We start from the raw sequence: 12,944 nt of genomic DNA, 5'->3' as shown, positions 1-12,944 counted from the left end.
ATGACGGATACTTCCCGCTCCGATGCTCCACCGAAACTCGATCCAGAACAGCTCCAGCTGCGGGCCTCGCCCCGCCGCGCTGTGCGCTTCAAGCGCGGCATTATTGTCGCCATTGCAGCTGTTGTTTCCGGCACCGTTCTAGGCGTCACCATGATGGCGCTGCAGGGACCGGCACTGCGCATCAAAGAGCAGGCTGAAGAGCTTTACAACACTGAGCGGAAGCCAACCGCGGAGGCAATTGAAAGGCTGCCAAAGGACTATTCCGGGATCAAGCCCAAGCCTCCGGTGCTTGGACCACCGCTGCCCGGCGACCTCGGCCGCCCCATCCTTGAGCACCAACGCCAGCTGGGCATCGCGCCGGGCCAGGAGGTTTCGGCGGAGGAGCAGCGCCTTGCACAGCAGGCGATCGAGGCGCGCGAATCGCAAATCTTCTTCCGGATCGAAAATCGACCCCGGCAAGCGGATGCCGCCGGCAACGGGCAGGGCGGGCGTCCACCCTTTGATGGAACGGCTCCACAATCCGATGCCGCACGCGATTCAGCTTCCGTTGCACCGGCCGAGGGCGACCAAAACAATCAACAGCGCAAGCTCGATTTTGTCAGCCAGCGGAACACAAGTGGAATCTACAATCTGCATGCACTGCAGACGCCGGCTTCGCCGTATCAGCTGATGGCCGGCAGCGTCATCGCAGCGAGCCTGATCACTGGCATCAATTCCGACTTGCCCGGCCTCGTCGTCGCACAGGTCACCGAGAATGTGCACGACACAGTCACCGGCAGTACCTTGCTCATTCCGCAAGGCTCTCGCCTGATTGGCACCTATGACAGCGTCGTGGCCTTTGGACAAAGGCGCGCGCTGCTGGTCTGGCAACGGATACTGCTGCCCGACGGCTCTTCGATCGAAATCGACAATCTGCCGGCAACAGACACTGCCGGCTATGCGGGGCTTGAGGACAAGGTGGACTTCCATACCTGGCAGCTGATCAAAGGCGTTGCGCTGGCCACCTTGCTAGGGGTCGGCACGGAGCTGAGCCTCGGGGAAGAGGAAAGCGACCTGGTCAAAGCAATCCGCGAATCCGCTCAGCAGAACGTCAGTCAAGCTGGCCAGCGCATCACCGAGAAGAACCTCAATATCCAACCCACCATCACTGTCCGGCCCGGTTGGCCACTGCGCGTCATCGTGCACAAGGATCTTGTGCTGCGGCCGTACCGGAATTGACTGGAGTCATCATGACCAATCTGAAACTCGGCAAACTTCCGGATCGGACACCTTCGAAGATCACCATAAGCGTAAGTGCAGACCTGAACCAAGCACTGAAGGACTATGCGGCGCTTTATCGTCAGACCTATGGCGAGTCCGAATCGGTAGCAGAACTGATCCCGTTCATGCTGGCGGAGTTCCTGGAAAGCGATCGAGCGTTTGCCAAGGCCAGAAAGGAAGGTTTCCCGGATGCTGGCAAGTCCGAGAAATCGCGACATCAATCAGTATCAGAGTAAGCAACAGTGACCAGTGAGTTCGAGTGGGACGCTTTTACGCAAAACCTCACCGTCAGACAGGCGATTGCATTGAAGCAACTTGCCTACGACAAACCGTGTCGGTTTCGGCGACACGATCCGCAACCCAAGAAACCCATTCCTCGCGAGTAGTAGGAATGAACTCTCGCGGCCCGCCAATCCCACTGCAGCTAACGCCGTCATGTTATACTCCACGCTCTCACCGCATCAATTGAAGTACAGATCGAACCGTCCCTCCGTGCCAGTGTAATTACCAGCATTACCGAATCTGGGCAGCTGCCATTCAGCTCGCATTCCCACGCGACCAGCTGGTTGCTCACGGCTTATTTGGGCGCAGTTGCAAGCAGGTCGAAGCTACGCTACCATCCCGAAAGACTTCGGTAGACCTCGCGTCATCCCGCACGGTCATTCCGACAATCGTCCGGACGTTGGAAAGGGAAGCCTGCCATTTCTATAAGGCTCAAGCGAGAAACGGCGTCGCATTAAGAAAACTTGCCCGCTCGACGAGCGCGCAGCACCGATTGCGCAGGCGGCGTTGCGAATCTCGTTCACCTATGGGCCAATCGGTGCAGAACGCCGCATGCGGATTTCGATGCGCCGCCGCTCTTTTACGTCACCTTTTGCGCTGCCGTTAGAAAGGTTGTCGCCGGGAAGCACCAACTGACCGGCCGAGAATGGGACAATCTTGATGCCCTTCAAGCGGGGATCGGCTAGGAGAACGCTTGCGACTGATACGGCACGGGCCATGCCGAGACCAGCATTGTCGGCCGGGGTGAGTAGGCCGATCGGAACCTTTCCGGTTAATGCAGCGATTAGGTCGTCATCAAGATTGGAACGATTCGCACCCATCGGCTGCTCGTCCGTGTGCCCCACGACTTCGATCACATCAACTTTATATCGTGAGATCAGGTCTGCAACTTGATCGACAAGTGCCAATTTGCGTCGCTCAAAGTCCGGCGTCAGATCCGCTTTGCCCACAGCAAAGCTGTAACCGTCCGCTTCGCTCAAGGGGATAATAGGCGGCCAATCGTGCTCGCCAGTGCTTGATTGTTCACGATCCTGAGCGGCCTTGGCGAGGCGGATGAGTTCCTCAATGGGAACAGCGCTGAGCTTTTGGGAGGCTTTTGCTTTTTCCAGCGTTTCGACTTCTTGGAGGGAAGCAAAGATCTTCTCAGCTGTTAAGCCAGAGGAAAGGGAGGGCAGTAATTCCTTGAGTTCGGCAGCTTGCTTTAGCAACCCGTCGCGAGGCAGGCCTGCTTGGTCGATTTGTTTGGCGAACCTAAGATCCGTTGAAAGATTCTCCCAGTTGTCGGCAATTTTCTCGGGGAGGCCACTGTTTGCACGAAGCTGGTCGAGTAACTCTCTAAGCGTTTTTTGCTCATTCTCAAGCTCGGACACCTGCGTGTTGAGTGCCGTGAGCTTGCTTTGAAGGTCGAGGTTCTGGGCCTTGTAGCGTGTAAACACAACCGAGGTCGCTATGAGCAGGCAGAAGACCAAAAGGAGCATGATCTCTGCCATGGTCAGTCCGAGGACAACGCCCCGACGGTACGCGGCCATGTTATCTGCGATCGCCGCGCGACCTTGCATTCGTGCTACTCTTTCGGCTCGGTTGTCAATGGCGGCTGGCGTTGACTTAGCAGTCGGAAAAGGGCCTCCAGTCGACTGCCAATGACGTGAATAAGAGCCCGGTCCTCGGTCTGATTTTTGCTCGCTGAGTTGATAGCCTCCGTGATTGGCTGGAAGCGCTCTTCGTGGACTTCGATCGAACGGACGCTGCTTTGGATCGTTGTCAACGACGATGAGATGGCCGTAGCAAGCTCACGAATGGCATGGCTGTTCGATCGAATTTCCATTGCTGTGGAGCGGCTCTCGGCAACAACTTGGGAACCGGCGTCAGCGTGGCTTCGAACGAGAACGCCAAATTCTTCGACCGCCTTGGACAATGAACTAACGAGCGGCTCGATTTTGATTTCGATGATGTTGTCCGGAGTTTGCATCGCCGCCAGCTTATCGGTCGTCGCCTCGAATTGACTGACGATGCGTGTCGCAGCACTGGCAAGCTTCTTGTTCTCATCGGCAAGATGATTTGCCGCAGTCTCCAGACTTTCAGTTATGGTTCGGGCAAGTGATGTCAATGCAATGCTCGAGCTTTCCGAAGCGGCTTCAAAGGGCTTACGGGCCTGAGACGTCATATCTTCGAAGTTGCCGAGAATTCGGCCGGAAACTTCCTGCATGCCGCGTCGGACTTCTTCAAACCCTTCCGAAATCGCCTGGTGCGATGAGCGACGAAAATGGCTGAGTTCCACCACCGTCTTGTCCAACTCGCGGCGGACTTTGCGCGCAGCTTCGGACAACTCCAGACGCGCCGCGTGTTCGACTTCAACAGGATCGCGACGCATCTGATTGAAGATCACTCGAAGCGCGACGCCTGCGATGGTTGAGCCGATTGCCACGCCAAAATTGCGGACGATCTCTTCTGCGGCACCATCCGCCGAGAATTGATAGAGGGATACGCCGAGGCTCGTCAGCGTGAAAAGAAAACCCATGTAGTAAAGATTGTCGCCGGCTTGATCGTCGCGAATTCGCAAGAACCGGATGGCTTTTACCACGACTGCGTAAACCAGCATAACGACAACCGGGGTCGCGGTGACTACGAGAGCCGAATAGCGGTCCAGTTTGGCAGCGATGATAAAGCCGCAACCAAAAAGGACAAAAAGGGAGAATATGCCTGCGGTGTACCAGGCATCGCCGGCCCGTTCTTCAGCTTCGCGCGCCATTATCCAGCTCCCTGAAGCTTGTCGGCATCAAGCCGCGAGCCATGGCTTTCTGCAATCCAATCGCGCCAGAACTGAATGTGCTTCGCGCTGTCGATCTTAGTGTTCAGACGAACCAGGTATTTGACCGTCACCGCTGCGCCATGAAGATCCGTTCGCAAGCGCCGATAGGCAGGCGTGCGCGCAAATTCCTCGAACGCTAAGTTGCCTCTGTACTGTGAATAGTCTGACACATGCTCGATCATATCGGAGATGACCGTGAGGTTTTTCGGCATCTCCTCCGCTTTGCGGCCGGAAAATTGATCCACGGCAATACGCTGGATCGTTTCCATGATGGGTGAGGTATCAGACGGGGACCCCGCCAGGTTTTTAAGGGCGGCCTCGAGGGGGTCCTGAAAAGCTTGCTTCCAATGGTTTTTGGCTAGTTTGGGATTGGAATCGAAAGCACTCAGATCAGAGCCATCGCCAGGATTGCACCTGCTAAACACAACGGCGCCACCCGCAATGTTTGGGTCAAGCAGACGGAGCTCCAATAGGCCGTATTTCGGGGTCGTGTCAGCAATGTCCAGAAGGTAGGTCTTTATTTCGCTTTTGGTGATGTCGGGAAGATTGTCGGATCGATCGAGAAGCACGATCATCTTGGAATGTGGCCCATCTTCCGGACAAAGCGATTCCTGTGAAAGGGCTACTCGTGCTGGCCGACTTAGATACGAGTAGCCCAGGAAAACGGCAATCGCGACACAAACCAGGAGAATCGCCGCGGCGGTAATAATCTTTCCGATTTCGGAAGCGTCACCGGGGCGCCGCCTACTACGCTGACGGCGCGACATCTGAAGCCCTTTGTTCCGGAACGAGTTCATCGAGCTGGCGGTAGCGATCGACGGCGTTCTCGAATTCTCGGTGAATGGCACCGACCTGCTCGGTCAGCACGTCCTGTGTCGCAAGAATTCGATCACGCAGTTCTTCGCCTCTCCATTCGCCTGCCATGCTTGCAACGACCGGTATTCGTTGAAGCTTGTATGGGGCAGAGAAGCGCTTGGGCGGCTTGGTACTACGTGCTGCCTTGTTTGCCTCCCTGTAGGTAGACAGGAGCAGGGTTGCAGTCCGTTCCAACTGATTTTGGTGTTCTGCAAATAGCTGGATGAAGCGTGCGCGATTGGTAAGGATCGCATCATGCTCTCCGCGCCGGACGGAGAGGTCACGGTTCAATTCCTCCATCTCATCGCGGTAATCATCTCTAATGTCGCTGAGTCTGTCGATAAGCGCCCGCCGCCCCCTGGAATAGGCTGCCCGGCGCTCCTCAAGCCGCTTCTGCGTAGCAGCGAAGCCGGGATAAGGGTCTGACAAAAACAGCCCATCGATAAACGCGATGAGCGAGAATAATGTGCCGATTGCCAAAAACACCCACGAGTTTACATCGTCCAATTGCAAGGGTATGTGCCGCATGCGCTCCATGACGAGCCGACCCGGGTTCTCGGCCAATATTGCTGATACATCACGGTAGTGTGCCAGGGCAAGATTCAATCCTAGCGCGACCGCGATGTAGAATGCCAGGCTCACGAAACCTATGAGTTTGCGAAGCAAAGAGCGGTGATTGAGTTGAACCACGCCAAATAGCGCAAGAATCAAGGCGCAAGTGATATTCACAAATGCGAAGGAGAAAGCTAGGGCAATACCCCCTAACAAGCCACTTTCATTGCCGACGGCCAAAAACTGTCCATTCAGAATGGTCTCGAATACAAAGATGCAGACGAGGATAGCGATCTTCAAAAGCGTGCTCGCGCGGCCCTGAACCCGTGCGCTACGAGACAGGTTATGCGTGCGGCGGAATTCGTCACGCTCGTTGTGAGCCTCTCGGAAATTGTCTCGTAGGCTGTGTAGGTCATCCAGCCCTTTCGCAACTTCGGCCTTGAACTCGCCAACGCATGCAGGAGCGGCATGGCGAATGGCGGCGAACTTACCCTCAAAATCCAGTGAGGAGAGGCGTTCGGAATAGGTGCGAAGCTCGTCTTCAAGCGCACCGTGAGACTGTTTTTTTTCCATTTCGACGCGTTCGATTATCGCGGCTTCAATGTCGTCAAGGGACGTGGAAATGGAAGGCGGCTCGTTCCTTTCGCCTCGTTCTTGACCGAGATCTTCGAGCCGCATCTCTCTTGCGATACGGTTTGCATCTAGATCAGGAAAAGTCTCAATCGAGGCGACTTTATCGTGAGGCGGCCGTCGCGCGCTTTCCAACAGACCCGATAATGCCCTGCTTACCAAAATGCGTCCCGCCCATAGTTACCCGCTTTTCGTTGAAATACCGAGTAAAAGTAAAAGAGTGGCAACGTCAAGGCGCGCCAATTTCACGAGGCGCCGCCATTCTCCGGAGGATGGAATTAGTTCACGGTGCTACCCGGGCGTAGGGAGCCTGTCAGGCAATCTGTCACATCGCTAATATTACAGATTTCCACGACGACTTAAATATCGATCGGCCGCCATACCACGTACGCAAAAACGGCGGCCACTGAGTAGTTTTCGCAGCGAACTTCCTGTCCATGTCGAAGTAAAAGACCAAAAATCGAGACCGCCAGCTCGCACGATTTTTTACCATCCGGGCAATTTCACGGCCTCGTTTGCTTCCCCTTGCGCGCACATTAACATTGCGCGATGTTATCTGCGCTATGGGAGGGCTTAGGCAATGAAGGGGGTCGTGATCATCGGGACTTTGGCTGGCCGCCAGCCAGGGAATATGTGGGGCGTGAGCCCAACCGGCGGTTGATGTGATGGGCAAGATCACTCGCTTCGGCAGGCAATCCGCAGAATCTGGACGGCTAGGACCTCTCCGAGCGTCCATTTGGATTGCGACATGTTTAGCGGCTCTCGTGGCGGTCGGCTATATCAATGTGGGCCGTTCCGATTTGGGAAAACTCCAAATCCTTCGGTCTCTGGACGACCCGGGCCCGCTCGAGGGAGTCGCATTGGTCATTGATGGCGACACGATTGAAATTCATGGGCGGCGCGTTCGCCTCAACGGCATTGACGCTCCCGAAAGCAGCCAACTATGCGACGATGCAAAGGGCTTTCGCTACCACTGCGGTGCAAAGGCAGCAGCGGCCCTCCGCGAGTTTCTTTCGAAATCAAGGCCGACCCGCTGCCAGTTCGTCAGTTGGGATCGATATGGCCGTTACGTTGGCAGCTGTACTCGTGTGGACGCGGTTAGCGTTGCTGGCTGGTTGGTCGAGAACGGTCATGCGCTCGATTGGCCGAAATACAGCAGTGGAGCCTATGCCTCGCAACAGGCTGCGGCAAAGGCTTCAAAGCGCGGCATCTGGATCGGAGTTTTTCAAGCGCCTTGGGACTGGCGCACTAACCACCGGGAGGCCGAACATTCGCCCAGCAAGCCACCACTAGGCCTGGTCAGCCCGCATGCTCTTGCGCAAAGTTGGTCCTGCCAACCCCGCCGAACATGCCCTCAGATCAGTTCATGTGACGAGGCAAATTGGTATTTGAACAACTGCTCCTGGGGCGGGAAGCTGGACCGCGACAGCGATGGCCTTCCGTGCGAGTCACTATGCTGATTGTGCTCAATGGTCAGCTTGTGACCGACCCTGACCGGAGAAACGGAGGCCTTCAGATGGTCGACATACGCTTGTTCGTGGATCGAACCACATTCCCAAAGGATTTCAAGAAATAGATCGAAAGAAACAGGTTTCCCGAGTGCTCCCTTTGCAACAGCCTGATCCAGAGCTGTAAGATACCGGCAGGGTCAGGTGGCCGACGTATGTTGTGTTTTACGAACTTCATACGTCAAAGTTTAAGGGTAACGAAGGGTTCAATCAAACGAAAACAATGGCCCGCACGCGGGTTTTCACATGAAGCTTAGCTTGAGGTCCACAGTACAGCGTCTCATTTCACAAGAATATTAAGACCTAAGAGCCCCTGAGAGGCTTTGTACCCAGTCGGATGGGTCAGTCGTGTAGGGCTCGGGCATACGTCGCCGGATTCCGCGCTGCGTGCTCGACCTCACAGCCATTTTGAACACATCGGTTGGTCGCACGGCATTCCGTCTTGACGAGCCGGGTAGCCTCCTCAGCATGTCGATATCGGACCGTGCACGTCAAACCGGCCATCGCAAATCGTTGAGCGACCTTGTATGCGCGATGTGGCATTCGCCTCTTTCTAAGAGGCCAGATTACATTGACTTGCGCAAACGGAATTTTTGCACGATCTTACCTATCTCAATTTGGGGGAGGGGCTCATGAGTGTTGAAGAAAAACTTCGCGTTCTTGCTGATCGCATCAAGACGCATTCGAGCGCAATGCTTACAGAGGAGGCCTTAAAGACAGCGATAGTACTGCCCTTTCTCTCAGCGTTAGATTACGACGTTTTCAATCCTGACGAGGTCATCCCTGAATTTTGTGCCGACGCAGTGGGGAAGAAGGGCGAGAAAGTTGACTACGCCATAAAAATTGACGGGGAAATCAGGATTCTTATTGAATGCAAACCGATAACCACAGTTCTTGATCGAGTACATCTCGCGCAGTTATACAGGTATTTTTCCGTCACTAACGCAAAATTCGCCATTTTGACGAACGGTCGCGCGTTCCATTTTCATACGGACTTAGTTGCACCAAACAAGCTCGATGACCGACCGTTCCTCACGTTCGATCTTTCGGACCTACAGGGGCAATTGATCTCCGAGTTGAAGAAATTCGCGAAAGCGGATTTCAATGTGGATGGGATTCTGCAATCCGCTCACCGCTTGAAATATACATCGGCGATCAAGAAAGAAATTGGAAGCGTGATGGAGAATCCACCAGAGGATTTTGTGCGGATGGTGACTGGCGGCCTTTACCAAGGACGGTTCACCGCCCAGGTGAAGGAGCAATTCACACCCATGGTCAAAGCGGCTTTTCGCGAGATCGTTCGAGAATCCGTTCAGTCACGTCTTTCCACAGCGTTGGCCGAGACTGAGGTTTCAGAAATTGGCGCCGACGGACTTGGCGCCGAAGAAGAGGTTGTGACCACTGAGGACGAGCGAGAGGGCTTCATGGTTGTGCGGGCAATCGTCCGGGACCTTTTAAAGCCAGCCAGGGTGATCATGCGCGATCAGAAAAGCTATTGCGGGATCCTGGTCGACAACAACAACCGTAAGCCCTTGGCTCGGCTGTGGTTTAACAGGTCGGTTAAATATCTTGGGCTTTTCGATTGTGAGAAGGAAGAGAAGGTTAAGATCGACTCGCTCGACGAAATCTATGACCACGCCGATCGCTTGCGAGCTACCGCGAAGGAATATCTTTCCGGGGCAATCGCGGCGCCCTCGATTGCTTCATGACTTTGAACGGTTCGGAAGTCCGCGCTACGCGCCTTCTTCGAAGCTTGATCCCGCGCGATGTGGCGCCCATGTGCCTTATCAACTTTCAATGGGCTCAGTCCGCCAGACGTCTTTCGGCAGATGAGCATGCCGGTTGTTTCCAGAATAAAAGTTGTTCCCGGCGAATTTGCCCCCCACTGATACTGACGACGCACGCGGTCGGTTGGCGTGTTCATACTTCAGATGAGTGATGAGGCAATGGATGGTCCGGCCGACGTGGGAAGCGGTCGTTGGTCTCGTCCCAACGAGCAAGTAGCGCCCCTAAGCTGACTCGCCGGCGGACAGGGAGCGGTTGGCCGTGCCGCCCGGGTCGGTTACGAGGCTAGAGCCAGAACGGGTCCCAGGCGTCAGCTCGTGGATGTGCTCCGGCCGTCCAACTCCAGTCGGGCTACGCCCTGCCTGCGTTCCAACCCGCCAGCATTCTCATTTTAATTGACGCAACGCTCACAGCTTCATTGTCGCGCCGCAGGTTCCGCTGTGGACCAATCAACTACAGACTGCCGGTTGGTTATGGGTCGGTAACGGAACTACCGCTTTCCGCGGCAACAACTTTGCAGTCTTCAGACGCCGAGGCGGCGTACAACAGCGCTACCCACCATACCCTTGTTGCCCGCGACCCACTACGGCTTTTTCCCTTCAGATCGTACATTATGCTTCCTTCATTATTACCGATGTCTGCATGACCTTGAGGTCTTCCCGCACCATTTCCGCGGCGAGCTCGCGCACGGATGTCTCATGCATCCAGCCGAGCTTCTCCTTCGCCTTGGTGGCGTCGCCCAGGAGAAGATCGACTTCCGTGGGGCGGAAGTAGCGTGGGTCTACTTGGACCAGGCATCTGCCGGTCTCGACATCATAGCCCTTTTCGTCGACTCCCTCACCACGCCATTCGAGCTCGACGCCGACATCTTCGAAAACCCATTCGACGAATTGGCGGACAGGGGTCGTCTTGCCCGTCGCCAGCACGTAATCATCCGGTTGATCCTGCTGCATCATCATCCACATACCACGCACGTACTCACGCGCATGGCCCCAATCGCGTTGAGCATCGAGATTGCCGAGATAAAGCTTGTCCTGCTTGCCGAGGTAGATAGCAGCGGCGGCGCGGGTGATCTTGCGCGTCACAAAAGTTTCGCCGCGCAGTGGGCTTTCATGATTAAAGAGAATGCCGTTGGAAGCGTGGATACCATAGCCCTCGCGATAGTTGACCACGATCCAGTAGGCGTAGAGCTTGGCGGCGGCGTAAGGGCTGCGCGGATAAAAGGGCGTTGTTTCGTTCTGCGGTACGGATTGCACGAGGCCGTAGAGCTCTGAAGTCGAGGCCTGATAGAAGCGGGTCTTGTCCTTCAGACCGAGGAGGCGGATCGCCTCAAGAAGTCGCAATGTTCCGATACCGTCGGCGTTTGCTGTGTATTCCGGCGTTTCGAACGACACCTGGACATGGCTCTGAGCGGCCAAGTTGTAAATCTCGTCTGGCTGGGATTCCTGAACTACTCGGATGAGATTGGTCGCATCAGTGAGGTCACCGTAATGCAAAATTAGGCGCGGATCGGGATCGTGCGGGTCTTGGTAGATGTCTTCGATGCGACCCGTGTTGAAGGAAGAGGAACGTCGCTTAATCCCATGAACGATGTAGCCTTTTTCCAGCAGAAGACGGGTAAGATAGGCACCATCCTGTCCCGTTATGCCCGTAACCAGAGCAACTTTCCTGTTCTCGCCCATTTTCTTCCTGCTCTATTATAGTTGAAGTTTCGAATCTGGCTCGCCACACCGCCAGCAAACTGCGGCCCGCCCCATAGCCTATGGTAGGACTTCGACAGATGCGGTGCGGAGCTCGTCATTGACAGTGTCAGCCAGCGAGCACACCTGCTCCTGCTCCTGCTTCGAGGCATAGCAAAACAGAGTCTCGCCGCTAACCTGCCTAAGTCGCACATGCGGGCTGCTTTGCGCTAACCAGGTAATCTTTGCCTGCTTCAGCGTCTTCTAATGGAAATTGTTTTGATCCGTGAAATCGATTGTTTGGATGAGGTGCATCCATAAAGTGGATTGTTTGACAGCGCAGCGCGGCACCATCGGCGGCACAACCGTGGGTGCTAGGTTTCCCTCCGCGCGAAGACAAAGTTCGTGTCAGTGGGCGGCTTCGGGCGAACCGCACATCTGAGACGGCGGCGAAAAGCGCGGGTAAGGCATTACGTATTGACCTCCATGAATTTCGGGCGGCGAGCCGGAAAACGGTGGCTGGGCTTCAACGAGCTTCAACGATGGGGGACGAAGCGACCATCAAACTGTGTTTCATACGTAGGCGATTCGCAGTGCGGCGGATTTGAACGGCTGCCTTTGCCAGCCCTCGCCATCGCATCCGGCGAAGGTCGTAGCTTCGTTTCCAGGTACCGAAGATCTTCTCGATCCGACTACAAATTCTGTGGATCGGTGGTTCCAGGCGTCGAGCTTTCGGCCTCGTCGCGCCCCCACATAGCGGTTGCGATGATGCGCGGCCTTCCACGCTTGGCGCGCACCGCGTCGCCGAGATGATTGCCTGGGTAGGCGCTGTCGGCAAACCCTTCGCCGGGATTGTCGGGCAGAGCATCAGGAACGGCGTTGCCGTCCTCGGTGTGGGCGCCGTGACGGCGATCTCCTCGACAAGGGCCGTATCGGCGTAGGCACCGAAATGGGCTTTGAAGCAATGAAACGCTGGTCGGCCCTTGTGCTTGACCCTGGCCCTCTTCATCGTCTTCGCTGGCCGAGGCGATGATCGCCGCATCAACAAGCGTGCCGATCTTCACCTGGATCGCTGAACTGGCGGGTGATCTCGGCGAACAACAGGGTCATGAACCTCAAGGGCCTTTCGAAAACGGACGAAAGCGGGTTCGCACAGGTGTCGGCTCCGACACCCAGAACCAGCAGAACCGTCGGAACGATCCTCCACATGGTTGCAGACGCCAAAATTCCTCTCTCGGCCGTCGTCGCACAGCATCGCGTGCCAGTCGCTCAGTCCAGCCGGATCGAAAGCTATCCGGCAGGAGTTGCGCCATGTTGGCGCACTTGAAAGCGTCAGAGGGCGCCGTGTCGCATCTTTCGATGGGACCGGACGCCATGATGGCCATAAATGACGTGGATGGCCTGCGCCTGACATTCGACGGCTGGCGGGTCCTGCACATCCGTCCTTCAGGAAACGCCCCGCAAATGCCATGTTAGGTTGAGGCAGTTAAGAATTGGACTTGAAAAAGGGACTTTGTGGACTGCCTCGACCGGCTGTTTCGCTTAGCAAGGCGCGGCCCCACGTCAGCAGAGCTCATAGTCAAG

10 protein-coding genes are annotated in these 12,944 nt (G+C 55.8%); 4 read left to right on the top strand and 6 right to left on the bottom strand.

Translation table 11 applies throughout. From position 1 onward, the window contains the following. Complete coding sequence (locus tag NKH37_RS19015) at positions 1–1,218, top strand: TraB/TrbI/VirB10 family type IV secretion system protein (RefSeq protein ID WP_352895886.1); 1,218 nt, start codon at positions 1–3, stop codon at positions 1,216–1,218. An 11-nt stretch (positions 1,219–1,229) separates the two neighbouring features. Further along, on the top strand, positions 1,230–1,496 hold the full coding sequence (locus NKH37_RS19010) for a DUF2274 domain-containing protein (RefSeq protein ID WP_352895883.1): 267 nt from the start codon (positions 1,230–1,232) through the stop codon (positions 1,494–1,496). Between the two features lie 570 nt (positions 1,497–2,066). On the opposite strand, the gene NKH37_RS19005 is transcribed toward NKH37_RS19010, so the two are convergent. From NKH37_RS19005 to NKH37_RS18990, 4 genes are all read right to left on the bottom strand, one after another. After that, entirely contained in the window at positions 2,067–3,032 is a 966-nt protein-coding gene (locus tag NKH37_RS19005) for a hypothetical protein (protein WP_352958857.1), read from the bottom strand. 74 nt (positions 3,033–3,106) lie between these two features. After that, a complete protein-coding gene (locus tag NKH37_RS19000) occupies positions 3,107–4,291 on the bottom strand; it encodes a hypothetical protein (RefSeq protein ID WP_352895877.1) in 1,185 nt (394 codons plus the stop codon). Next, positions 4,291–4,926: a hypothetical protein gene (locus tag NKH37_RS18995; RefSeq protein WP_352704225.1), complete on the bottom strand. Its 636-nt coding sequence runs from the start codon at positions 4,924–4,926 to the stop codon at positions 4,291–4,293. The genes NKH37_RS19000 and NKH37_RS18995 overlap by 1 nt, the downstream gene beginning before the upstream one ends. A 172-nt stretch (positions 4,927–5,098) precedes the next feature. Then, positions 5,099–6,436 (bottom strand): hypothetical protein, encoded by a 1,338-nt coding sequence (locus tag NKH37_RS18990; protein WP_353041277.1) that lies wholly within the window; start codon positions 6,434–6,436, stop codon positions 5,099–5,101. Positions 6,437–7,248: 812 nt separating this feature from the next. Between NKH37_RS18990 and NKH37_RS18985 the strand changes: the two genes are divergently transcribed. Next, a complete protein-coding gene (locus tag NKH37_RS18985) occupies positions 7,249–7,848 on the top strand; it encodes a thermonuclease family protein (protein WP_352895869.1) in 600 nt (199 codons plus the stop codon). Positions 7,849–8,528: 680 nt separating this feature from the next. Then, positions 8,529–9,605: a type I restriction enzyme HsdR N-terminal domain-containing protein gene (locus NKH37_RS18980; protein WP_353041275.1), complete on the top strand. Its 1,077-nt coding sequence runs from the start codon at positions 8,529–8,531 to the stop codon at positions 9,603–9,605. A 687-nt stretch (positions 9,606–10,292) separates the two neighbouring features. Here the strand turns inward: NKH37_RS18980 and gmd are convergent. Beyond that, positions 10,293–11,363, bottom strand: coding sequence for a GDP-mannose 4,6-dehydratase (gene gmd / locus NKH37_RS18975; protein WP_352895865.1), 1,071 nt, complete (start codon positions 11,361–11,363; stop codon positions 10,293–10,295). A gap of 689 nt (positions 11,364–12,052) precedes the next feature. Continuing rightward, positions 12,053–12,424 carry a hypothetical protein gene (locus NKH37_RS18970; protein ID WP_352895862.1) on the bottom strand — a complete coding sequence of 124 codons (372 nt, stop codon included), beginning with the start codon at positions 12,422–12,424 and terminating at the stop codon, positions 12,053–12,055. Positions 12,425–12,944 lie beyond the last annotated feature (520 nt).

This window comes from Mesorhizobium sp. M1217 (genome assembly GCF_040318275.1).
Taxonomy (GTDB): domain Bacteria; phylum Pseudomonadota; class Alphaproteobacteria; order Rhizobiales; family Rhizobiaceae; genus Mesorhizobium.
Note: the sequence above shows the minus strand (reverse complement) of the source record. Positions and strands in the feature narration are given on the sequence as shown.

What these genes read in the sequence shown, in the direction of transcription:
- NKH37_RS19010 (WP_352895883.1), top strand. Translation starts at nt 1,230, where the DNA reads ATGACCAATCTGAAACTCGGCAAACTTCCGGATCGGACACCTTCGAAG.
- NKH37_RS19000 (WP_352895877.1), bottom strand. Translation starts at nt 4,291, where the DNA reads ATGGCGCGCGAAGCTGAAGAACGGGCCGGCGATGCCTGGTACACCGCA.
- NKH37_RS19005 (WP_352958857.1), bottom strand. Translation starts at nt 3,032, where the DNA reads ATGGCAGAGATCATGCTCCTTTTGGTCTTCTGCCTGCTCATAGCGACC.
- NKH37_RS19015 (WP_352895886.1), top strand. Translation starts at nt 1, where the DNA reads ATGACGGATACTTCCCGCTCCGATGCTCCACCGAAACTCGATCCAGAA.
- NKH37_RS18995 (WP_352704225.1), bottom strand. Translation starts at nt 4,926, where the DNA reads ATGATCGTGCTTCTCGATCGATCCGACAATCTTCCCGACATCACCAAA.
- gmd (WP_352895865.1), bottom strand. Translation starts at nt 11,363, where the DNA reads ATGGGCGAGAACAGGAAAGTTGCTCTGGTTACGGGCATAACGGGACAG.
- NKH37_RS18990 (WP_353041277.1), bottom strand. Translation starts at nt 6,436, where the DNA reads ATGCGGCTCGAAGATCTCGGTCAAGAACGAGGCGAAAGGAACGAGCCG.
- NKH37_RS18980 (WP_353041275.1), top strand. Translation starts at nt 8,529, where the DNA reads ATGAGTGTTGAAGAAAAACTTCGCGTTCTTGCTGATCGCATCAAGACG.